The 20,581-nt window shown below is 67.8% G+C and carries 24 protein-coding genes; 11 read left to right on the top strand and 13 right to left on the bottom strand.

The window, feature by feature from the left end:
- Positions 1-3 precede the first annotated feature (3 nt).
- Positions 4-1,473, bottom strand: a complete 1,470-nt coding sequence (tnpB, locus tag ACWF99_RS14740) for an IS607 family element RNA-guided endonuclease TnpB (RefSeq protein ID WP_452536272.1) — start codon at positions 1,471-1,473, stop codon at positions 4-6.
- Positions 1,474-1,628: 155 nt separating this feature from the next.
- On the opposite strand from tnpB, the gene ACWF99_RS14735 reads away from it, so the two are divergent.
- The 3 genes from ACWF99_RS14735 (at position 1,629) to ACWF99_RS14725 (ending at position 4,456) form a co-directional block, all read left to right on the top strand.
- Positions 1,629-1,874 (top strand): antitoxin, encoded by a 246-nt coding sequence (locus ACWF99_RS14735; protein WP_301904870.1) that lies wholly within the window; start codon positions 1,629-1,631, stop codon positions 1,872-1,874.
- 48 nt (positions 1,875-1,922) lie between these two features.
- Positions 1,923-4,208 (top strand): ATP-dependent DNA ligase, encoded by a 2,286-nt coding sequence (locus ACWF99_RS14730; protein ID WP_452536270.1) that lies wholly within the window; start codon positions 1,923-1,925, stop codon positions 4,206-4,208.
- 74 nt (positions 4,209-4,282) lie between these two features.
- A complete protein-coding gene (locus tag ACWF99_RS14725; protein WP_101464487.1) occupies positions 4,283-4,456 on the top strand; it encodes an antitoxin in 174 nt (57 codons plus the stop codon).
- Between the two features lie 139 nt (positions 4,457-4,595).
- On the opposite strand, the gene ACWF99_RS14720 is transcribed toward ACWF99_RS14725, so the two are convergent.
- From ACWF99_RS14720 to ACWF99_RS14700, 5 genes are all read right to left on the bottom strand, one after another.
- Positions 4,596-5,237, bottom strand: coding sequence for an isochorismatase family cysteine hydrolase (locus ACWF99_RS14720; protein ID WP_452536268.1), 642 nt, complete (start codon positions 5,235-5,237; stop codon positions 4,596-4,598).
- Between the two features lie 51 nt (positions 5,238-5,288).
- Positions 5,289-5,930 carry an ammonium transporter gene (locus ACWF99_RS14715; RefSeq protein WP_378632050.1) on the bottom strand — a complete coding sequence of 214 codons (642 nt, stop codon included), beginning with the start codon at positions 5,928-5,930 and terminating at the stop codon, positions 5,289-5,291.
- Between the two features lie 173 nt (positions 5,931-6,103).
- A complete protein-coding gene (locus tag ACWF99_RS14710; RefSeq protein WP_452536265.1) occupies positions 6,104-6,844 on the bottom strand; it encodes an energy-coupling factor transporter transmembrane component T family protein in 741 nt (246 codons plus the stop codon).
- On the bottom strand, positions 6,841-8,970 hold the full coding sequence (locus ACWF99_RS14705; RefSeq protein ID WP_452536263.1) for an ATP-binding cassette domain-containing protein: 2,130 nt from the start codon (positions 8,968-8,970) through the stop codon (positions 6,841-6,843). Before ACWF99_RS14705 ends, ACWF99_RS14710 begins: the two co-directional genes overlap by 4 nt.
- Before the next feature lie 80 nt (positions 8,971-9,050).
- Positions 9,051-9,971 (bottom strand): DMT family transporter, encoded by a 921-nt coding sequence (locus ACWF99_RS14700; RefSeq protein ID WP_452536261.1) that lies wholly within the window; start codon positions 9,969-9,971, stop codon positions 9,051-9,053.
- A gap of 84 nt (positions 9,972-10,055) precedes the next feature.
- Here ACWF99_RS14700 and ACWF99_RS14695 point away from each other — a divergent pair, with 84 nt between their 5' ends.
- On the top strand, positions 10,056-11,003 hold the full coding sequence (locus tag ACWF99_RS14695; RefSeq protein WP_452536259.1) for a LysR family transcriptional regulator: 948 nt from the start codon (positions 10,056-10,058) through the stop codon (positions 11,001-11,003).
- Here ACWF99_RS14695 and ACWF99_RS14690 read toward each other — a convergent pair.
- On the bottom strand, positions 10,949-11,728 hold the full coding sequence (locus ACWF99_RS14690; RefSeq protein ID WP_452536257.1) for a metallophosphoesterase: 780 nt from the start codon (positions 11,726-11,728) through the stop codon (positions 10,949-10,951). The genes ACWF99_RS14695 and ACWF99_RS14690 overlap by 55 nt on opposite strands.
- Before the next feature lie 151 nt (positions 11,729-11,879).
- Complete coding sequence (locus ACWF99_RS14685) at positions 11,880-12,323, bottom strand: MarR family winged helix-turn-helix transcriptional regulator (protein WP_452536255.1); 444 nt, start codon at positions 12,321-12,323, stop codon at positions 11,880-11,882.
- Positions 12,324-12,396: 73 nt separating this feature from the next.
- Between ACWF99_RS14685 and ACWF99_RS14680 the strand changes: the two genes are divergently transcribed.
- Complete coding sequence (locus ACWF99_RS14680) at positions 12,397-13,005, top strand: TIGR03086 family metal-binding protein (RefSeq protein ID WP_452536253.1); 609 nt, start codon at positions 12,397-12,399, stop codon at positions 13,003-13,005.
- Positions 13,006-13,014: 9 nt separating this feature from the next.
- Here ACWF99_RS14680 and ACWF99_RS14675 read toward each other — a convergent pair whose 3' ends face one another.
- Both ACWF99_RS14675 and ACWF99_RS14670 read right to left on the bottom strand, forming a co-directional pair.
- Positions 13,015-13,782 (bottom strand): RluA family pseudouridine synthase, encoded by a 768-nt coding sequence (locus ACWF99_RS14675; protein WP_378632069.1) that lies wholly within the window; start codon positions 13,780-13,782, stop codon positions 13,015-13,017.
- 97 nt (positions 13,783-13,879) lie between these two features.
- Positions 13,880-14,866 carry an adenylate/guanylate cyclase domain-containing protein gene (locus tag ACWF99_RS14670; protein WP_452536250.1) on the bottom strand — a complete coding sequence of 329 codons (987 nt, stop codon included), beginning with the start codon at positions 14,864-14,866 and terminating at the stop codon, positions 13,880-13,882.
- Between the two features lie 78 nt (positions 14,867-14,944).
- Here ACWF99_RS14670 and ACWF99_RS14665 point away from each other — a divergent pair, with 78 nt between their 5' ends.
- On the top strand, positions 14,945-15,988 hold the full coding sequence (locus tag ACWF99_RS14665; protein ID WP_452536248.1) for an NAD(P)-dependent oxidoreductase: 1,044 nt from the start codon (positions 14,945-14,947) through the stop codon (positions 15,986-15,988).
- On the opposite strand, the gene ACWF99_RS14660 is transcribed toward ACWF99_RS14665, so the two are convergent.
- Positions 15,970-16,434 carry a hypothetical protein gene (locus ACWF99_RS14660; protein ID WP_378632076.1) on the bottom strand — a complete coding sequence of 155 codons (465 nt, stop codon included), beginning with the start codon at positions 16,432-16,434 and terminating at the stop codon, positions 15,970-15,972. The genes ACWF99_RS14665 and ACWF99_RS14660 overlap by 19 nt on opposite strands.
- Before the next feature lie 128 nt (positions 16,435-16,562).
- Here ACWF99_RS14660 and ACWF99_RS14655 point away from each other — a divergent pair, with 128 nt between their 5' ends.
- The 4 genes from ACWF99_RS14655 to ACWF99_RS14640 all read left to right on the top strand — a co-directional run bounded on the left by ACWF99_RS14655 (position 16,563) and on the right by ACWF99_RS14640 (position 18,502).
- On the top strand, positions 16,563-17,387 hold the full coding sequence (locus ACWF99_RS14655) for a helix-turn-helix transcriptional regulator (protein ID WP_452536246.1): 825 nt from the start codon (positions 16,563-16,565) through the stop codon (positions 17,385-17,387).
- 56 nt (positions 17,388-17,443) lie between these two features.
- Complete coding sequence (locus tag ACWF99_RS14650; protein WP_452536244.1) at positions 17,444-17,881, top strand: DUF6194 family protein; 438 nt, start codon at positions 17,444-17,446, stop codon at positions 17,879-17,881.
- A gap of 138 nt (positions 17,882-18,019) precedes the next feature.
- Positions 18,020-18,268: a hypothetical protein gene (locus ACWF99_RS14645; RefSeq protein WP_452536242.1), complete on the top strand. Its 249-nt coding sequence runs from the start codon at positions 18,020-18,022 to the stop codon at positions 18,266-18,268.
- Positions 18,269-18,334: 66 nt separating this feature from the next.
- Positions 18,335-18,502, top strand: coding sequence for a DUF4236 domain-containing protein (locus ACWF99_RS14640; RefSeq protein ID WP_084472559.1), 168 nt, complete (start codon positions 18,335-18,337; stop codon positions 18,500-18,502).
- A gap of 87 nt (positions 18,503-18,589) precedes the next feature.
- Here ACWF99_RS14640 and ACWF99_RS14635 read toward each other — a convergent pair whose 3' ends face one another.
- Positions 18,590-19,129 carry a chloramphenicol phosphotransferase CPT family protein gene (locus ACWF99_RS14635; RefSeq protein ID WP_452536240.1) on the bottom strand — a complete coding sequence of 180 codons (540 nt, stop codon included), beginning with the start codon at positions 19,127-19,129 and terminating at the stop codon, positions 18,590-18,592.
- 181 nt (positions 19,130-19,310) lie between these two features.
- On the opposite strand from ACWF99_RS14635, the gene ACWF99_RS14630 reads away from it, so the two are divergent.
- The gene (locus tag ACWF99_RS14630) at positions 19,311-19,886 is read left to right on the top strand and encodes a dihydrofolate reductase family protein (RefSeq protein WP_378990454.1); all 576 of its coding nucleotides are present in this window, start codon (positions 19,311-19,313) and stop codon (positions 19,884-19,886) included.
- Here ACWF99_RS14630 and ACWF99_RS14625 read toward each other — a convergent pair.
- Entirely contained in the window at positions 19,868-20,578 is a 711-nt protein-coding gene (locus ACWF99_RS14625) for a helix-turn-helix domain-containing protein (RefSeq protein ID WP_452536238.1), read from the bottom strand. The two genes, ACWF99_RS14630 and ACWF99_RS14625, sit on opposite strands and share 19 nt — an antisense overlap.
- Between the last annotated feature and the right edge of the window lie 3 nt (positions 20,579-20,581).

Here is a 20,581-nt window from a genome sequence, read left to right as displayed (position 1 = left end):
CCATCAGGCAGCCTCACCTTGCGGTGATGCGGTCCCCGTCGAACCCAGCTCACGCTGCGACGGGGTAGACGTTTCACAGCCTCCTGCCTCGCCCGCTCGCGCGGGCTCGGACTTGCGGATGGCTCCACGTCCTGGCACCGACCCACTGTCGGCACAACCCTGTTCACCCACCTTGGACAGGCGGGTCTCGCCGAGTCGGGCGAGGTTGATCGCGGCATTACGGTCACGATCAATCGACAAACCACAGAACTCACAGCGATAGACGCGGTCGGCGAGGGTCAGGTTTGGCTTTCGCCCACCACACCCCGAACAGGTCTTCGAGCTCGGAAACCACCGATCAGCTTCCACCAACACCGACCCGTACCAGCGAGTTTTGTACGCCAGCAGTTGTCGGATTTGGGCCAGCGCCGCGTCAGCGAGCGCTCGGTTCAGCCCTTTCTTCCGGACGCCACCGGCAGACCGCATCCCGGCTGCGTTCAGTGTTTCCACTGTGATCACCTGGTACTGCTGGGCCAGGTGGGTGGTGGTCTTGTGTAAAACGTCACGGCGGATCGCGGCAGCCTGTCCGCGCGTTCGGCAGATCCGAGCGGTGGTGGTCTGCCACCGCTTCGACGGCCGCCGCCGGGCTTTCGCAACCGGGTCATACGGACCCTGCTGACGCGCCGCCCGCCGTTGCAATACCCGCAACCGGGCATGTGCGGCAGTCAAGGGTTTCGGTGCCTGAACACGGGCTACCTCACAGCCGTCGGGGGTCGCGATCACCAGAAGCGCGTCGGCTTTGACCCCGACATCGACCCCGGCCACCGGGCGCGGTGACCGGTGGACATGCCCGGGACGGGTTTTAGCGGCGACAAGTGTTTGGAATGAGACGTACCAGCGGTCACGCGAGTCCTGGGCGAGTGTCGCGGAGAGGATGCGAGCGGTTCCCGCCTCGACTCGGCGCGCGAGTTTGCGGGTCGACTCATGTGTCTTGATCCGCCCGACCCGCGGGAGGACGATGTGATGGCGATCGGGCTCGACCCGGATCGCCCCCGTCGTGAACCGAACGCACCGCCGAGCCCGACCCGCGGTTTTGAATCTCGGGAACCCGGCCGGTTTACCGGCTCTCAGACCGGTCCGGGATGTAGCCCAGTTTTCCAGCGACCGGGCGAGGGCATCGAGTCCGGAGTTGTAGGCCTCCTTCGAGTTCTGCGCCCACCACGGCGCGTGTTCGTGTTTGCGCTGGTTCCAGACCTTGCGGAGTCCGGGTAGCGACCAACCGACCGGCGGGGTCAGTTCGGTCTCGGAGATCTCGTAGCTGCGTTCCGCGGTGCGTTGATCCATCACAGCTTTGATCAAGGCGAGCATGTGATTGAACGCGAACCTGGATGCACCGCAATGCGATCGGAGCACCGGTTGTTGCTGCGAGGTGGGGTCGAGCGCGAATCGGTAGGCTTGCATCGTCCATCCGTCCGGGATGTCGAACCTCGCCATCCGCGATCAACTCCTTTCTTCTGGGTCTCGTTGCTGCTCGCCAACAGCGGTTACGATGCCATAGCGGTGAGACATATTTCGGTCCATGCCAGCGCTCGGGCCGCGACAGTGGTGATGTGTGCCCAGTACCTTCCTCTCGAAAGGAACACGGTCAGATGAGTCTCGTGGATACGCTCAAGGGCTTGCTCGGTAAGGGCAAGGTAGCGGTCGAACAGAACGCCGACAAGATCAATGAGGCGGTCGACAAGGCCGGCACCTTCATCGATGACAAGACCAAGGGCAAGTACAGCGACAAGATCGAGAAGGGCAAGGACGCGGCCAAGAAGGTCGTGCCCCCGCAGGCAGGCCCCGGCACTGCCCCCGGCGGCCCCGCTCCGACAGATCCGGGGCCCAAGGCCTGATTCGGTGCGCGGGGACCGGTAGACGGTCCCCGCCGTCCGATCGCGTCGATGGTCCGCCGGGAATTTCGGGGCGCGCCGGGTGAACCGGACATCGAGGTTGAGCTCAGCAACCTCGACAAAGTGCTGTACCCGGAGACCGGCACGACGAAAGGCGAAGTGATCGCCTACTATTCGGCGATCACCGAGGCGGCACTGCCCCATCTCGCCGGCCGCCCGGTCACCAGGAAGCGGTGGCCGAACGGGGTCGACCATTCCGATTTCTTCGAGAAGAACCTGCCCGAGCACGCGCCCGCGTGGATCCGCCGGTCCGCGATCGAGCATTCCAGCCGCCGGGTGGTCTACCCACTGATCGATTCCGAGGCCGGAATGGCCTGGCTCGCGCAGCAGGCGGCGCTGGAAATCCATGTGCCGCAATGGCGTTTCGACGCGGACGAGCGCGGCCCGGCCACCAGGATCGTGTTCGATCTCGACCCCGGCCCCGGCGCGGGTCTGGCGGACTGCGCGCGAGTGGCGCTCGCGGTGCGCGACATGGTCGCCGACATCGGCATGCGGGCATTCCCGGTCACCAGTGGCAGCAAGGGAATTCACGTCTATGTGCCGCTGGATCGGCCGGTGAGTTCACGGGGCGCGTCCACTGTCGCCAAGCAGGTGGCCACCAATCTCGAAGCGCTGCACCCGGATCTGGTGACGGCGACCATGGCGAAGGCGGCCCGCAAGGGCAAGGTGTTCCTGGACTGGAGTCAGAACAACGCCGCCAAGACCACCATCGCCCCCTATTCGCTGCGCGGTCGCGCCGAACCCAATGCCGCCGCCCCACGATCCTGGGCTGAGATCGAGGACTCGAACACGCTGCGCCAGTTACGTTTCGACGAGGTGCTCGCCCGCTGGAAGGCTGACGGCGACCTGCTGGCCGAACTCGATCCGCCGCTTCCCACCGACTCCGAGGCCGGTCGGCCGACTACCCGCCACGATTCCCTGACCAAGTACCGCAGCATGCGCGACCCGCAGCGGACCCCCGAGCCCGTCCCCGAGGCGACCCCTGAGCCCGGACCCGGCAACCGCTTCGTCATCCAGGAACATCACGCGCGCCGCCTGCACTGGGACGTGCGGCTCGAGCACGACGGCGTCCTCGCCTCCTGGGCGGTGCCCAAAGGTCCGCCGACCGAGCCGAAACACAATCGCCTGGCGGTGCGCACCGAGGATCATCCCCTCGAATACCTGCACTTCCACGGCACCATTCCCCAGGGCGAATACGGTGCGGGGGAGATGACGATCTGGGATTCGGGCACTTACGTCATCGAGAAATGGCGCTCCGACGAGGTGATCGTCGAACTCGACGGCGAGCGGGTGTCCGGCCGCTACGCCCTCATCCAGACCAAGGGCGACCAGTGGCTGATGCACTACATGCGCGACCAGACCCGTCGAGAACCCTTGGTGGACAGCGGTTTCCCGAGCGGACTGTCGCCCATGCTGGCCACCGCGGGCGAAGTCGAATCGCTGTCCCCCGTGGACTGGGGCTTCGAAACCAAGTGGGACGGCTTCCGGGTGATCGTCGAGATCCACGACGGCACCGTCACCGTCCGCAGCCGCGCCGGCAACACGGTGACCGCCCGCTATCCGCGCCTGGCCGCCCTCGGCGAAGAGCTGGCCGGGCATCAGGTGGTCCTGGACGGCGAAGCGGTGGTCCTCGACGACGCGGGGCTCTCGGATATCTCGGCGCTGCAGTCGGATTCGGCCCGCGCAGTGTTCATCGCCTTCGACGTGCTCTACCTCGACGGCACCTCGCTGCTGCGCAAGAAGTACACCGACCGCCGGGCGGTGCTCGAGGCGCTGGGCAGATTGTCGCCGTCGATGAATGTCACCGCGCTGCTGGATGGTTCGGGCGCCGAGGCGATGAAGGCCAGTCGCGAGCAGGGGCAGGAGGGGGTCGTGGCCAAGCGGCTGGAATCGGTGTATCAGCCGGGCAAACGCAGCCAGACCTGGCTCAAGCAGCGCAACTGGCGCTCGCGCGAAGTGGTGGTCGGCGGGTGGCGGCGCAGCGACAAACGACCGTTCAAGTCGCTGCTGCTCGGCATGCCGCACGAAGACGGCCTCATCTACGTCGGGCGGGTGGGTACCGGATTCGGAGACGAACAGTCGCGTCGGATCGCGGCCGAGCTCGACGGATTGCGGCGCGAGACGTCCCCGTTCACCAACGAGATGACCGCCGACGAACGCCACGACGCGCAATGGGTTACCCCGAAGCTCACCGGCACCGTCCGGTTCCAGGCGTGGACCGACACCGGACGGCTCTGGCATCCCGTGTGGGACGGTGTGACGAGCTCGCCACGATGATGCCCACCGTGAAAGCTGCGATGTTGCTACGGTAATCGCGTTGTACCCGGTGTCGAATCAACGAGGAGTGCGCGGTGGATTTCAAGAACCTGGCGGGCAAGGCGATGGACCTGGCTGCCCAGCATGCGGACAAGGTCGACGGCGTCATCGACAAGGCGGGTGACGTGGTCGACGAGAAGACCGGCGGCAAGTTCAGCGGCCAGGTCGACTCCGCCCAGGACGCCGCCAAGAACGCCATCCGAGACTGAGTCTTCTGGCGGCTGGCGCCGCGGGGTTTTCGGCCCTGTGGGCCTCGAATCCGAGGGACGATACTGCGCCTTCGGCGTTCCGTCTCGTCCCTCGGATCCGAGGCGGCCGAAAATCCAGTGCTGAGAGATTGCCGGGTTGTCAGTTTCCGGTCATCAGGGCGGAGATCGTCTCGACATCGGTGACCAGCGCATTGCCCTGGAACGCGAAGTCGTCGTAGGCGCGCGCCATCGCTTCCTTGTCGCGGCCGCCGCAGGCGTCACCGATCACCACGGGCACGAAACCCAGGTCGGTGGAGTGGGCCACGGTGGGCGCGATCCCGATTTCGAGTGCCACACCGGCGATGGCGTAGGAGCCGATCCGCAGATCACGCAGCAGAGTGGCGAGGGGTGTGCCCTCGAAGGCCGACATCGACATCTTGTCGAAGACCAACTCGTCTTCGCGTGGCACCAGTTCGGGCACCAGCTCGAACGAGGGCGTATCGCGTTGCAGAATGAAGGCCACGTCGTCGACGGATTCGGCGTTCTGCCAGCTCATCAGCAGCCGCATCCCGTACACACCGGTCAGTCGCCGTGGCGGGAAGAAGTGCCGGAGGAAGATCACCGGAAAGCCGCCGCGCCGGGCGGCGTCGACCACCCGCACGACGCGTTCGGTGATCTCCTGGCCGTCGGGCAGCTGGCCGAGAACCCCGACCTGCATGTCGTAGACGATCAGCGCCATCCGGTCGGGCGCGCACAGATCGCCGAGGCTATCGGGAATGTCGAGTCCGTTTCCTTGTCGCACCGACGCCAGTGTAGGCGCCGGCGCGAGGGAGGAATCGAACTGTGGCGCAGACTATTTGGTCTGCTGGGCCCACTGCGTGGTACCTGCCGGCGCCTGGAGGGTGTTGATCAGATCCATGCCCGCGATGACCAGCGCGGGTCCACCGACAATGATCGTGCCGATGATGCCGCCGACGCTGGCACCGGTGACGAAGCCCGGAATCGCGCCGACACCGGGAATGAGGACACCGCCGACGATCAGGCCGATCACCGCGCCGAGGCCCATGCCGACGAAGCTGCCGACGGCGGTGGCCAGGCCGAAGGTGGAAGCGAAGTTCGCCTGTGCCGCATAGTTTTCGGCGGGTGAGGCGACCGGCGTGAGGTTGGGCTTGGCCGCGGCGACGTCCTTGACCGCGGTCAGCTCGAGTACGTGGCCGTCGTCGCGAACCGCGTGCGGCAGCGGGTACTCGAACTTGCCGTCGCGGACCGAGAGTGGCATCGACACCAGGGTGGCGCCTGCTTCGTCGCGGATCTCGACCGCACCGCCGGTGACGGCGAAGGTGCCGTGGGTGAGGGTGGTGATGAGGGTGTTGCCGACGACCTCGGTGCGGTAATCGACATTCGGCGTCACCGGGTCGGCCCCGGCGACTCCGGTTCCCATCAGCGCGACGGCGAGCACCGGGACAGCGGCCGCGGCGATTTTGCGGATGATCATGTGAACATTTCCCATCTGGATTTCATCAGGTGTGAGTTGCTCGAACAGGCGCCGTGGTGATGACTTCCCCCGAGAAAGTTTCGTGACCGGCGCGTGAAGCTGCCTAGCTCGATTTCTGTGACGAACCATAGCTTGCACCAGGGTTTCGGGACAGTGAATTCGGGGTATTGCGCTCAGCCGATAAAGTTGCTCAGCGCCACGGCGCCCGCGCAGACCACGACGACCACGCCGAGTGCGATGGCGTCGCGGCGGTGCGGCGCGCTCGGATGCGCTGTGAGCATGCCGGTGCCGCCACGGGCGGTGATCGCCTCGCCGAGTTCGCCCGCGCGCCGCGACGATACCGCCATGCACGCGGTGAGGATGTCGATGAGCGGGTTGTCGGCGGCACGGTGCATCAGGTTGTCCTTGGGGCGCAGTCGGCGTGCGGCGCGCAGCACCCGGATCTCGTCGAACAGCAGCGGCAATCCGCGCAGGGTGAGCGCCACGACCACGGCCCATTCGTCGACCGGCAGACGCAACTTACGCAGCGGCGCACCGAGTTTCGCGAGGGCAGGGGCGATCTCGCCCATCGGCGTGGTGAAGGCGATCAGGAACGAGGCGGCCACCAGGACCATTCCGAAGACGAAGATCTGGGTGTAGCCGAGCACCGCCTTCATTCCGATCGGCGCGTTGATCAGGCCGCCGAGCACGACGAGTCCCCAGAACCACCACGGCAGCCGGGGGATCGCACCGAGTGGCAGCCGCGCGAGTACCCAGATCAGGACCAGAAAGGCGGTGATCACGCCGAGCACCGGCCAGGACGGCAGGAACATCAGCAGCAGGCTGATCAGGAACGCGGCGATCATCTTCGTGCCTGCCCACAGGCGGTGCACGACACTGTCGACCGGGACTTCACGCAGCAGCACTGTGCTCATGGGGTGGTGCCTTTCGGTGCGCTGGTGTGTGCCGTCGCGCCCTCGTCACCGCGACGGCCGAGGGGCAGGCCGGCGACGAAGGCCGGCTTGTCGAGTGCGCGTTCGGTTCTCGGGATCGCGTGGCCGTCGGCCGAGACCACCACACCGTCGTCCAGGTGCACCGTGCGGTCGCAGACCATCGCCATCTCCGCGACATCGTGGGAGATGATGATCAACGTCAGCCCCGAATCCCGCAGCCGGGCGAGCAGTTCCACGATCTCGGCGCGGCCCTGTGGATCCAGGCCCGCCAGCGGTTCGTCGAGGACGACAACCTGCGGCCTGCTCGCCACCATCGCGGCGAGGACCACCCGCTTGGCCTGTCCGCCACTGAGTTCCTCCACCGAACGGGCGGCGAGGCGGCGGTCGAGCCCCACCGCGTCCAGCGCTTGCCCGACCGCGCCGGACCCGGTCGCCCGCCCACCCCAGTCGGCGATCTCCGCGCCGACTGTCTGCTTCTGTAGTTGCAAGCGGGAATGCTGGAAGGCCAGCGCCACCCCGCCGACCTGCTTGTCGACCGCGGTGCCGCGCAGTTCGCAGCGTCCCGAGCTCGGCGCGATCAGTCCGGCGATGATCCAGGCGAGCGTCGATTTGCCCGATCCGTTGCCACCGACGATCAGCAGCGCCTCGCCCTTGCGGACCGACAGGTCGACACCGTGCAGGGCCGGTGCTTCCCACGGTGTGCCGCGGTTGTAGGTGTGGCGCACGTCGGCGAGTTCGAGGACGGGGGCGCCCATCGCCCTGCGGCGCTGGTCGCGGGCCGGGTGGGGCCAGCTCGCGAGGTGGTCGACCATCCGGCCGTCGGCGAGGTGGATCACCCGGTCGGCGGCGGTCGCGTCGGCTTCGTGGTGGGTCACCAGGACCACGGCGGTGCCGTGCCGGCGCGGGAGTTCGGCCAGGAGGGCGACGAGCTCGCGACGGCCGTCGGGGTCGATCATCGAGGTGGCTTCGTCGGCGATGAGCAGCGCCGGGCGGCGGGCGAGCGCGGCTGCCACGGCGAGGCGCTGTTGCTGGCCGCCGGAGAGGGTGGCGGTCTCACGGGCGCCCATGTCGGCGAGGCCGACCTCGGCGAGGAGCGCGTCGACGTCGACCGCGGCGGCGGATTCCGCCGACAGGCCCCACACCACATCGTCGGCGACCGAGACGCCGAGAGTTTGGCTCTCGGGTCGCTGCAGGACCAGCGCCGTCCCGCCGAGCGCGCCCAAGCCCGCGGAACCGGGACGGTCCACCGCACCCGTCGTCGGCGGCCTGCCTGCCAGGACCCGGGTGAGGGTCGACTTGCCGGAGCCGTTGTGGCCGACGACGGCGACGAACTCGCCCGGGCGAATGGTGAGGTCGATGTCGGCCAGCGCGTCGATATTCGTGCCCTCGTAGCGATAGCCGACTCCGTGCAGGGATACCGGCAGCGGCCCGACCGGCCGATCGTCGAGCGGCGCGTCGAGTCGATCGCTGCCCGGCAACCACGCGAGGCGATCGAGTACCGCCCCGAGCACGAACCAGGAGATCACCGTGCTGACCAGCACGCCGAGCGCCACCGTGCCGCCGACGTAGATCCACCACCAGCGCAGCACCACATCGACGGCGTCGGCGGCCATCCGGCCGAGCGGTTCCAGCGCGGGCAACCGGCCCGCCAGATTCTCGATGCCCTTCGCGGTATTGCGGATCGCGTCGAAGAACAGGTCGCGTGTTCGTGAGAAGACCAGCAGGCTGCCGACGGAGAACAGGCCCCAGCCCACGCCGGCGACGATTCCGAGCGCGAACACCGTGGGGAATCCGCCGCCTCGGCGCTTCACCGTCCCGATGATTCCCGCCAGGGTGGCCGCGCCCATGACGCCGAGTGCGGGCATCACACCGGCGGCCACGAAGGTGACCAGCGTGGCCGCGACAGTCGCCGTGACCAGTGCTCGTAACCGGTACCGCTGGGCGAGCAGGCCCAACGGCACTGCTGCGACGAGCTGCAACGCGGCCGCCATGGGAACCAGTGAGCCGACGGTGATGAGGCCGACGGTGAGTCCGGCCATCACCGCGCCGCTCGCCAGTTCGATCGGGCGCAGGGGACCGCTGGGCAGACCCGCGGGCTTGTCTCTCACGTGTCCAGTCTGCCAGGGGCCGGGTGTGTGGGTGTGGGGCTGATGTGGAGGTTGTGTGGGGTTGCCTGCGGGCGTGTCGGCTACCGGAGCGCCGGGGCGGCGCCGTCCTGGTGCACGGGGGCGGACTGTGGGCGTCGATGGAACATGCTCGGCCGCAAGCGCGCGATCGCGACGCCGGTCAGGCACAGGGTGCCGCCGAGGAGTGCGGTGGCGGTGGGGACCTCGGCGAGGAAGATCCAGGACATGACGATGGCGAGGGCTGGAACGGCGTAGCTCGAGGACGCGGTGACTCCCGCGGGGGTGTGGGCCAGGGCGTAGGCCCACAGCAGGAAGGCGAGTGCGGTCGAGACCACGCCCAGGTATACGACGCCGATAGTGGCGGAGAGCGGGGCTTCGGCCAGCTCGTGTGCCATTTTCGGTGCCCACGGCAGGAGGATGACGGCTCCGGCGACCGCGCCGAGGGCGGTCGCGGTCAGCGGGTCGGTGGACCGCAGCACCAGCTTTTGCGCCACCACGCTGATGCCGTAGAGCAGGGCGGCCGCCACTGCGAGCAGCACGCCGATGCGGTCGCGCTGTCCTGGTCCGGTGAACGCGATGATCGCGGCGCCGGTGAAGCTGACCGCGATGCCGGCGACCAGCAGCGGCGGGAAGCCCTCGTTCAGGAACAACCCGGCCAGCACGGCGACCACGATGGGCGCGATGTTCACCAGCAGGGCGGTGGTGCCCGCGTCGAGATGCTGTTCGGCGGCGTTCACCAGCACGGTGTAGAGCCCGAACCAGAGTGCGCCGTAGGCCATCGTGAGCCACAGCGCCGTGCCGCGCGGCATCCGGCCGCCGCGAAACGCCAGCACCAGCACCAGCACGACGGCGCCGACGAGCAGCCGCCCGGATGCCATCGCCGCGGGCGAGACGTAGGGCGCGATGCCGCGGATGATCACGAACGACGATGCCCAGGCGAGCATCACGGCGACCAGGGCGAGAGCGGGCAGACGTGACTTCATGCCTCTACGGTGGACCCGTGAAGAGGTAAGCACAAGCGGGTATTCGCCATCTAATATTCAGTAGAACTGAATCGAGGAGTTCGCATGATCGACACGCACCGCTTGATGATCTTCCGATCCGTGGTCGCCACCGGCTCGGTGGCCGCGGCGGCCTCGACCCTCGGCTACTCACCGTCGGCGATCTCCCAGCACCTGACCGCACTCCAGCGCGAGACCGGCTTGCAGCTGCTGGAACGGGTCGGTCGCGGCGTGGTGCCGACCCCGGCGGGCCGGGTGATCGCCGGGGAGGCCGCCAAGGTGCTCGACGAGTTGACCGCGCTCGGGTCGACGGTGTCGGACCTGCGCGCGGGCAAGGCCACCCGGATCACGATCAACTCGTTCAGCTCGGCGGGCACCAACTGGATGCCCGACGTGGTCGCCACCCTCACCCACGAATTCCCCGACACCAGGGTTCGCCTGCGCATCGTCGACGCACTGGCCGCGGTGTCGGGCAACCGTCCCGACATCGCCCTCACGGTGCGCTTGGGCAAACCGGCCCAGATCTCCGGCTACACCCACCGCGACCTGATGACCGAGCCCTACGTAGCCGTCGTCCCCGCCGACCACGAACTCGCGACACGCACCACCGTCGACGTCGCCGAACTCGAGCGATACCGCTGGATCGACAACGACACCAGCCACGGCCCCTGCCGGCAGGCAATGCTGAACGCTTGCACCGCAGCGGGTTTCACTCCCCGATTCGTGGTGGAGACCACCGACTACCCGTCGGCCCTGCGATTCGTGGCGCGCGGAGTCGGCATCACCGTCGTCCCCCGCCTCGGCGCGACGGACCTGCCGCCCGGTTCGCGGGCGCTGGAGCTGACCAACCCGACGCCGCGCCGCACGATCTGCGCGCACATCAAGGACTCCGAGTCGTACAACCCGGTCGTCACCCGGACGATGGAGTTGCTGCGGGCGGCCGCGGATCGGCCGGGCGGTCAGGCGGGTGGGGGTTCGGACAGCCAGCCGCCCATCGCGACTGTGCGGAAATGAGTTGTCAGGCCGAAGTTCTCGTCGATGACATGCAGCGCGATGGCCGGGTCGGGTGCGTAGTCCATGACGCGGTGGGGTGGCGTCACTTCCCATTCGCCGCCGAGGACGGAAGCCGTACTGGGACCGGTGATCATGGGTTTGCCCGCGAAGATCGTCGCGATGGGGGCGTGAGCGTGGCCGGTGAGAATGCCGACGATGCGTGGATCGCCCGCCACCACGGCGGCCAGCCGGCCGGGATCGGCGAGCGCGATGACATCGACCACGGGACTGAACACGTGCTTGGGCGGATGGTGCAGGGCCACCAGGATCGGTCCGTCCGGCGCCTCGGCGAGCGTCGCGCGCAGCCAGTCGAAGGTGTCCTCGCCCAGCAGGCCCGCGGGTTCACCGGGGATGCTCGAGTCGAGCATGACGACGGTGAGCGCCCCGACGCGGTGGACGCTGTTGACGGGAGTGGTCGAGGCCGGCTCGCCCAGCAGTGCGGTGCGGAAGTTCGCGCGGTCGTCGTGGTTACCGGGCAGCAGGTACACGGGGATGTCCGCTCGCAGGGCAAGGCGCGCTTGCGCGTACTGCTCCGGCGTACCGGAATCGGTGATGTCGCCGGTCACCAGGATGACGTCGGGCCTGCGTGGCAGGTCCGCCAGGTAGCCCATCACCGCCTCCACCCGTTCGGTGTTGCGCGCGCTGAGGTCGAAGTGGGTATCGCTGAGCTGAGCCGCCAGGATCATCGGCAGTCGCTTTCTTCTCTGGGATCGCTCCGTTGCGTCAGAGTGCGCCGGTATGACTCATCGGCACCTCTCCAGGCTAGATGACCTGCGCTTATTCGTCTTCATGAGCCGTGCCACGGACCGAAACCCACGAGGTGGTCTGTGTCGCCGCTCACCCGGGTGATTCCGCGGTTCGGGTGCGGTCGGCGAGCAGCTGTAGTACGCGCAGGAAGGCATGGCGATCGGCGGCGGGTAGGTCGGCCAGTAGTCGCTTCTCCTGTTCCTGGATGTCGTGCTGGGCGCGGTCGCGCAGCTTCGCGCCGTCGGCGGTGAGCCGGACCAGGTTGACGCGCCGGTCGGCCGGATCGGGCTCGCGCAGGATCAGGCCGCGCTGCTGGAGGTCGTCGAGGACCGGGATGATCCGGGTCTTGTCCGCCCGGATCGTCTTGGCGAGCGCGGCCTGGGTGTGGACGGGCCCTTCGTCGAGTCCGAGCAGTACCACGTAGGCCCACATGGTGAGCCCGTGCCGGTCGAGGACGGGCCGCTCCGCCTCCGTCAGCGCACGGCCGAGCGGGACGAGCATGGCCGCGAGATCCGGCCGGGTCGCTTTCGGCATGGTCGAAATCTACCGCCGGACGGTTCGGTCGATAACCCTTGGCATATCGTAAGCATGAGCGTACGGTCAGCATATGCGTACTATCTCCGAGGGAGATCGACTTCTCCTGGTCCGGCACGAGCGCGCGGTGCGGCTGAGCATCGACGCGGTCGAGGCGGCGTCCGATGCCGCACTGTCGAACGAAACACCTTGTGCGAGTTGGGATCTGCGCGCTCTGCTGGACCACATGGGCACCCAGAATCGTGGTTTCGCCGCAGCCGCTCGCGGTGCGAACGACCCGGCGGTCTGGGCGGTGCGCCCCGCAACCGATCCGATCGGCGACTATGTCCGGTCCGCCCACGACGTCGTCGCGGCCTTCGCCGCCTGCCAGGCCCGCACCCTGTTTCTGCCCGAAATCCCACCGGGCGAGTTCCCGGTCGCGACCGCCCTCGGCTTCCATCTCATCGACAGCGTCGTCCATGCCTGGGATGTCGCCCGGTCGGTAGGCCGAGCGATCGACCTGGACCCCGACCTGGCCCCGACCGCCCTGCGTATCGCCGAAGCGGTCCCCACCGGCACGGCTCGCCATCGTCCCGGCGCCGCGTTCGGCCCGTCGCTCGAGGTCACGGACACGACCGCGACTCTGGACCGCATCTTGCGCGTTCTCGGCCGCGCACCCGAGTGGTTGCCGAGCCGGGTATGAGGGTGACAGTCAGCCGGAAATCAGTTGTGCGGCGGTGTGGAGAAGTCGCGCGCTCTCGTCCGGGTCGGACGTGAACGGCTCCCAGAAATCGGGTCCGGGGGTGGCCTCCAGATCGAGGAGCGGCGGGGTGAGCCAGTCGGCGTCGAGGCCGAGTCGCCAGGAGTGCAGGTGGGTGCGGGGCAGCGCGGCGCTGCGGTCGAACAGCGGGTCGCCCAGGATCGGATGGCCGATCCAGGCCAGCTGCACGCGGATCTGATGGCGACGCCCGGTCACCGGCCGCAGGGCCAGCAGTGCGTGCTCGCCGTGCCTGGCGACCGTGCTGAACAAGGTGCGCGACGGATAGTTCTTCGCGGGCAGCAGATCCGCCTCGTCGACGAACCACCGGTCACCCTCGCGCTTGATCGCCTCGCGTGGCGCCGCGATCCGCACCCGATTCTTGCGTCCCACACTCAACGGCAGATCGAGCTCACCGCCATCGGGCAGGTCGGCGCCCGACACGATCGCCAGATACGCCTTACGTGCGGTTTGATTGTTGAACTGCCTGGTCAACGGTCCGTGCGCGGCCAGATCGGTAGCCAGCAGCACCAGTCCCGAGGTCACCTTGTCGATGCGGTGCACCGGATACAGCTGCGTCCCCGCCGCCTGTGCCAACTCCACCAGATCGGTGTCGTGTCGCTCCCCGGTCACCGAGATCCCCGACGGTTTGTTCAACGCGAGGACCGCGTCATCGGCGAACACGGTGTACTCCTCGCGCACGCTGCGCCAATCCAAGTCCACTACAACACCCTAGGCAACGGTGTGCCGACGCCGCTCGACGGCTGGTCAGCGGGCCGCCGCGCCGGAGCTGTGCACTTCGAAGCTGTGCACGCCGCGATCATGCCTGCCGCAGGCGGTGGGGGCGTAGGCGGTTGAAACCGCGAACGCGGACGCTGCGCAGGTGGCGGATGGCGAATTCGGGGTTGTCGTCGAGGGCCGAGGCCGCGGCGTCGTCGATGAGGATGTTGCCCGGCCGGGCGACGCCGGTCAGGCGGGCGGCGATATTGACCACCGAGCCGTAGAGGTCGCCGAAGCGTTGCAGCACCTCGCCGTAGGCGAACGCCACGCGCAGTTCCGGCGTGCCGCCGACGAGCATGGTCGACTCCTGGATGGCCAGCGCGATGCGGGCGGCCGCGGCCGCGGTCTCGGCGGCGAACATCACCTCGTCGCCGACGTTCTTGATCACCCAGCCGCCGTTGTCGGTGATCGCCGAGGTAGTGGTCGACTCGAAAGCTTCGAGGAGCGTGGACAGTTCGTCGGGGTGCAGGTGCCTGGTGAGCCGGGTGAAACCGACCATGTCGGCGAATCCCACCGCCAGCGTCCGCATCGAACCTTCGCCCTGCGCCTCGCTCGACCTGGCGACCGCGGCCGCCAGGTGCCTGCGCCACACATACGACTGCAACTGGTCGATGCTCGCCATGGTGGATTCCGTTGCGGCACCGATCCGTTCCGCCAGCGGAATCGCGGGATCGGCCGCGGCGACGCGCGCCTTGATCTCGGCCAGCACCAGGTCGGCCTGCCACTCCGCCAGCCGCGCCATGCCCTGGCCGATCGTCCGCGCGGCCGCGGCCTGTTGCCGAATATCGGACGAGGCAACAACTCTCATACTCCGAAAGTTGGTGACCGCGGTGATATCGGTCTGCGTGAAGTCGACCTCGTCGTCCTCATTGGCCGGAAAGCCCAGCGCTGTCCACAGCCGCCGCGACTCCGACTCCGGCACCCCCGACTGCTCGGCCACCTGCGTGCGCGTATATCGACGCGGCCCACCGAGCAGCGCTTCCTCGACACTGCGCTGCACCAATTCGGTCATCTCGGGCTCCGACATACTCAGACTCTACGACTGTGCCGCGCGAGTGACAGGCATCCTCGTCTCCACATTGGCAACGTTCATAAATCCGGGCCGGTGACACCTGGCACAGCGCCGTCATGCCTGGTAACCCGTGACCTGGTTGCTTACCTGCCGGTGCGCAACGGATGGCGCAAGTGCGTACTTGTCCGCGTGCGGACCCGAATCGACACTCGGTCCAGGCAGGTCGTCCGATCGACCTCGTGGACAGGAGTGGACATGATCGAGAAATCGGTGACGGTGCTCGGCACCGGGTCGATGGGCAGCGCGCTGGCCGCCGCCTTCCTCGCCGCGGGCTACCGCACCCAGGTGTGGAACCGCAGCCACGAACGAACGACGGCCCTGGTGGACGCGGGCGCGACCGCGCACGCCGACATCGCCGATGCCGTCGCCGCGAGCCCGGTGATCATCTCCTGCCTCACCACCTTCGCCGCTAACCGCGAGAGCCTGCTCGGCGTCGACGCGCTGGCGGGCCGCGACCTCATCACCCTGAACAGCGGAACACCCGACCAGGCAAGGGAATTCGCGCACTTCGCGCACTGCTCGGGTGCGCGCTTTCTCGGCGGTGCGATCAAGAATGTGCCCGCGGCCGTGGGTGATCCGCGGACGCTGCTGTATTTCGGTGGCGATCGCGAGGTGTTCGACACGCACGCCGCTACCCTGCGGGTACTGGGTGGCGATCTCGAATTCCTCGGTGCCGAAACGGATCTGGCCGCGCTCTACGAATCCGCCGTCGGCGCGACCCTGCTCCCCGCGCTGCTCGGCTTCCTCGAAGGCGCGGCGGTATTGGCCTCGCGCGGACTGCCCGCGTCGACGATGGTGCCCTATTCGGTGAAGTGGTTGCAGATGATCGAGTCGCTGCTCCCGGTGCTGGCGGGCGAGATCGACGACAGGGACTACACCCGCCTCGGCTCCTCGGTCGAGCTGTTCCACACCGCCGTCGCCGACGATGTGCGGCTCGGCGCCGAAACGGGCGTCGACCTGTCCTGGCACGCCCCGATGCACGAGCTACTGGACCGCGCGGTCACCGCGGGGCACGGCGCGCAGAGCATCACCGCGGTGATCGAGCTGCTGAAGGCGCGTCAGCGCAGCACGCTGTAGGTGGCCGACAGGGTGAAGCCGTGCTCGCCGACCTCGCAGCTCACCGTCCCCTGATAGCCGATGCCGCAGGTGGTGTTCTCCCGCGTGATCCGGTGACCTTCGGGGAGCACCTTCGCGGCCGGGTGGGTGAAGATCGGGCTGTCGGCGTCGACGAAGTGCGCCGCTTCGAGGATCCCGACCCGGAGCTGGTCGGTGCCCGCGGGCGCGTCGATCGGGACCGCGTCACACCCGGCCGGGCCGTTGTTCCAGTAGATGGCGCAGTGCCGTCCATCAGGGGTGGTGAAGAAGACGCTGCCCGCGTATTCGGGTTCGGGAACCTGGTAGTCGACGGGGTCGACCGGCGTGTAATCACCGAGTCCCGACTGCGCGGCGGCCGGTCCCGCGGCCAGGAAACCGGCGGCCAGCGCGGCCCCGGACAGAACGGTGAGTGCGGATCGGATCAACATGGACGTCCTCCCTCGACTTGTTGTACCCGGTATTTCGCCGCCCCGACGCACCTCGTTAACCAACCGAACAATTCCCTTCGCATGATGCGATGCACGCGTACCCGCCGCTACCTTCTACGCTGGCTGCCATGTCGTCACCCGCTCTCGGCGAGTTCCTTCGCACCCGGCGCGCCCGCATCCAACCCGCCGCCGTCGGACTGAGCGAATACGGTCGCCGCAGGATGGTCGGATTGCGTCGCGAGGAAGTGGCGCAGCTGGCCGGCATGAGTGTGGATTACTACACCCGGTTGGAGCGGGGGCGCGATGAGGATTACCCCGATTCGGTGCTCGACTCCGTTGCCCGCGCCCTGCGTCTCGACGCCGCCGAGCGCGACCACTTCTACACGCTGGTCCGTCCCGCCGACCCCGACTACAACTACGCTCCGACCATTCGCCCCGGCACCCGGCTGCTGCTCCACTCGATCACGACGCCCGCGTTCGTGCTCGGGCGCCACATGGAAGTGCTGGCCTGGAACGACATGGGCGACAAGGTCTTCGGCTTCGACGCGGTCACCGACTCCGAACGTAACCTGGCCCGCTTCACGGTGCTGAACCCCGCGGCGGGCGTGTTCTATCCCGACTGGGAACCCGTTGCCGCGGAGACCGCCGCCTATCTCCGTCGCCAGGTGGACCGCTGCCCGCGCGATCGCAGGCTGACCTCACTCATCGACGAACTCACCGTCGGCAACCCGGTGTTCCATCGCATCTGGTCGATCCACACCTCGGCGGGCAATACGCACGGCGACCGGCTGATCCAGCATCCGGTGGTCGGCCGGATCGAATTCGGTTACGAGACATTGGCTTTGCCGGGCGATCTGGATCAGCTGCTGGTGGTGTACACCGTGCACCCGGATTCGGCGGCGAGCCAGGCGGTTGCCGCGTTGGGTAGGCGGGAACTGGTCGGCGCTCGCTGACCGGACAGTTCACACCGGGGTTGGAACAGCTCGCATGCGGATGAGACGCTCGAAGCATGACGATCGATGAAGTAACCGACTACGTGACCGGCCTCGGTGGAGTGCTGGTGCTGCGGCCGACCGAGGGGAGTGAGGCTCCCGAGATCAGCTGGGGCGACACCTTCTTCTACTACGCCCCCGACGGCGTCGTGCCCGCCGGTCAGCCCTTCGCCACCATCGTGACCAAGGACTACCCCGGCGACGAGACATCCGACCTGAACCGCCCCGGCAGCTTTCGCGTCAATATCGCCGTGAGCAAGACGACCTTCGCCGCAGCGGCCGCCCCGACCGACGCGAGCATCGAGGACACCGTTGTCGCCCACCCCCTCTACGCGGCCGCGAACTGGCTCGCGGTGGTGAATCCGTCGACTGCCACCGAAACGACGGTCCGCGAGTTGTTGCGCGAGGCCCACGACCGGGCACGCACCCGATCCGAGCGACGCGCGGCCGAATAGCCCGACTCGGCAGTCGCTCTTCGTTTGCTGGCGACATGGCGGCGACGGCCCGGTCGCGTGGTCGCGGTTTATTCCGTCCGGCGCGGTACCTTTCAGATACCAACGAAAGGGGAGGTCATGTCAGTACATTCCCGGCCTGTGCGTTCGTTATCCAGCGCCAGGCTCGGACCCGTCGAATGGATCACCGGCGGATTGCTGTCGACAGCCGCGGCGCTGACGATGGTCGGCCCCCTGATCGCCGCCCTGCTGATCCGCCGCAGCGGCGCGGGCCGAACCGACCCCACCGCCCCCCTGATCCTGCTGACCCTCGCCATCAGCCTCGCGATCGCCGCCGCCCTCACCATGTTCGCCATCGCTCGTCGTCGCCGACGTTCCGGTTCGTCCTAGCGACCTGCGGAAACCGGTGGGGCGTAACCGGATCGGCTATCCTGGTGGCGATCAGGGAGGCTGCTCATGCCCATCAAGTTCCGTCAGCGCAAATCCTTCGGACCGCTGAAGTTCAATTTCACCCAATCGGGCCTGTCGTCCTGGGGCATCAAGATCGGCCCCTGGTCCTGGAACTCCCGCACTCGCAAGAACAGCGTCGACCTCCCCGGCCCCCTGAGCTGGCGCCAACGCTGATCGGGCGCCACCCGCCGCAACGCTGTTCACCCACAGCGCGCGCAGGTCTAGGGCTAGGCGCCTCCGGCGTCGGGTCGCACACGCATATCAAATCGCCGGTTCGGCGCGAAGGCGATCGAATGCTCGGTGTGTAGGGGCACGGTCGAGAAACGCGGTGATCTGAGCCGAGCAGTTCTCGACGGTGTCGGTGCTGGTGTCGAGTTCCAAATCGTAGATTCTGTGGGCATGGACCGAGTGGATCTGGCCGGCCGCGGTGCCGAGGGGACGGTCGCCGCGTTGCTGTTCTCGGCGTTGCAGTTCGACGAGTGAACAGTGCACGCCGACGAAGACGACGTCGATGCCGTGCATGACCGTCAGACAATCGCGCAGCCGCCACGGCTCGCTCAGGACGTGGTCCATGACGATGTCGTTGCCCGCCGAGGCCATCGCGGCGACGGCGCGGTGGAACCCCGCTCGGGTCCGTCGCAGGACATCGGCGAGTTCGGCTGGATCCAGCTCATGGGTCCGCGATTCCGACCGCATCGCGCCGATCATGTCGACGCCCATGTGAAAGAAGGGCCGTTCGAGGTCGGCCAGCAACTGCCGCGCGATGCTCGACTTGCCCGAACTGACCGGGCTGCTGCGCACGACCCCATGAATCCCGCATCCATCCAGCCAAGCAGAACGGCACAGGAAACTGGCGACTTCGTCGGCCTCGCGCCGGTTAGGCCCTCCGGACGCACGTGTCGGTTTCGTCCAAGACAGTGTGGGGAGCGTTCCCTAGGCTGGCCGCAGGCAGTTTCCGACGCTCGTACTCAGGAGGATTGTGATGGCACGCGAACTGGTTTACACGGGATTCATGTCGCTCGACGGCGTGGTGGACTCGCCCGGTGGGAAGGTCGAGGGGCATCGCAGTGGCGGGTGGGTGATGGAGACCGAGTTCGTGCCGGAGGCGTATTCGCTCAAGGGTGAGGAACTCGCCGACACCACCGCGCTGATGTTCGGCCGCCGCAGCTACGAGGCGTTCGCCCCGATCTGGCGCGATTCCGAGGATCACGCTGCCTACAAGGAGCTGCCCAAATATGTTGTCTCCTCCTCGCTTACCGACGACGCGCTGATCGAGGGCTGGGGCGAGATCACCATCCTGCGCTCGACCGAGGACATCGAGAAGCTGAAGCAGACCGACGGCGGCCCGATCTACATCCACGGCAGCGCCGAACTGGCACAGCGGCTTTCGGACGCCGACCTGATCGATCGATACAATCTGCTCGTTTTCCCGGTGCTGCTCGGCGCGGGCAAGAGCCTGTTCGGCCGGGCCGACCGGCCCAAACAGCAGCTGCGCCTGCGCGACTCGGCGACCTACTCCAACGGCGTCGCCAAGATGGTCTACGACGTGGTGCGCTGAGTGAGGTCGAGCGCGATCGCACCACTGGCACCCTCGCGCAGCTGCCCCGCCGTCCGGCCGACGAACCGGCGCAGAGCGCGGGCGAGGTGGGGCTCGTCGTAATAGCCGAGCTTGTCGATGACATCGCCCGGCGCCTCGCCCGCGCTCAGCAGCACCGCCGCGGTGCGGGCCCGCTCGATCTGACGGACCGCGCCCTGGGTGAGGCCCGTCGCCGCCCGGAAGCGACGCTCGAGCGTGCGCTCGGTGATCGCGGGCGTCAGCCCACGCAGGGTGTCGGCGACCAGGGCATCGCGTACCACGACGCCCTGGCCGACCAGCCGCTCGACCAGCGCTTCCGCGTCGTCGACGCGCGGTGTTTCCCATCGGTCGCCGTCCAGCCAGAACCCCCGTGCGGTCACATCGGGCAGGACGATCCCACTGTCGACCAGGGTTGTCGCGGTCACCGCGCGCAGCGAGGTGCCGACCGCGAACTGGATGCCGACGAAGTCGGCCCCCTCGGGAACGGGTGCGGTGCTGGTGGCGACTTCCGGCCCGGTGACCGCCGCGAACGGCACACCCCGCTGCTCCCAGAACACCAATCCCCAGGTCTCGGTCGCCACGGATGTCATCTCCGCGACCTGCTCACTGCGGCAGGTCCAGACCGACTCCACCCATGGCGAGTCCGATAGTCGGGTCTCGAACACCAATCCCACCGT

This window comes from Nocardia sp. NPDC055002, assembly GCF_053608825.1.
The sequence above is the reverse complement of the archived record's forward strand: the minus strand, read 5'-3'. Positions and strand labels throughout refer to the sequence as shown.

Coding starts and splice junctions, on each gene's coding strand:
- ACWF99_RS14690 (WP_452536257.1), bottom strand. CDS start 11,728: ATGATCCTGGCGGCTCAGCTCAGCGATACCCACTTCGACCTCAGCGCG.
- ACWF99_RS14685 (WP_452536255.1), bottom strand. CDS start 12,323: ATGCCGAAAGCGACCCGGCCGGATCTCGCGGCCATGCTCGTCCCGCTC.
- ACWF99_RS14715 (WP_378632050.1), bottom strand. CDS start 5,930: ATGATCATCCGCAAAATCGCCGCGGCCGCTGTCCCGGTGCTCGCCGTC.
- ACWF99_RS14640 (WP_084472559.1), top strand. CDS start 18,335: ATGCCCATCAAGTTCCGTCAGCGCAAATCCTTCGGACCGCTGAAGTTC.
- ACWF99_RS14735 (WP_301904870.1), top strand. CDS start 1,629: ATGAGTCTCGTGGATACGCTCAAGGGCTTGCTCGGTAAGGGCAAGGTA.
- ACWF99_RS14655 (WP_452536246.1), top strand. CDS start 16,563: ATGTCGTCACCCGCTCTCGGCGAGTTCCTTCGCACCCGGCGCGCCCGC.
- ACWF99_RS14700 (WP_452536261.1), bottom strand. CDS start 9,971: ATGAAGTCACGTCTGCCCGCTCTCGCCCTGGTCGCCGTGATGCTCGCC.
- ACWF99_RS14660 (WP_378632076.1), bottom strand. CDS start 16,434: ATGTTGATCCGATCCGCACTCACCGTTCTGTCCGGGGCCGCGCTGGCC.
- ACWF99_RS14650 (WP_452536244.1), top strand. CDS start 17,444: ATGACGATCGATGAAGTAACCGACTACGTGACCGGCCTCGGTGGAGTG.
- ACWF99_RS14695 (WP_452536259.1), top strand. CDS start 10,056: ATGATCGACACGCACCGCTTGATGATCTTCCGATCCGTGGTCGCCACC.
- ACWF99_RS14670 (WP_452536250.1), bottom strand. CDS start 14,866: ATGTCGGAGCCCGAGATGACCGAATTGGTGCAGCGCAGTGTCGAGGAA.
- ACWF99_RS14680 (WP_452536253.1), top strand. CDS start 12,397: ATGCGTACTATCTCCGAGGGAGATCGACTTCTCCTGGTCCGGCACGAG.
- ACWF99_RS14630 (WP_378990454.1), top strand. CDS start 19,311: ATGGCACGCGAACTGGTTTACACGGGATTCATGTCGCTCGACGGCGTG.
- ACWF99_RS14730 (WP_452536270.1), top strand. CDS start 1,923: ATGGTCCGCCGGGAATTTCGGGGCGCGCCGGGTGAACCGGACATCGAG.
- tnpB (WP_452536272.1), bottom strand. CDS start 1,473: ATGGCGAGGTTCGACATCCCGGACGGATGGACGATGCAAGCCTACCGA.
- ACWF99_RS14710 (WP_452536265.1), bottom strand. CDS start 6,844: ATGAGCACAGTGCTGCTGCGTGAAGTCCCGGTCGACAGTGTCGTGCAC.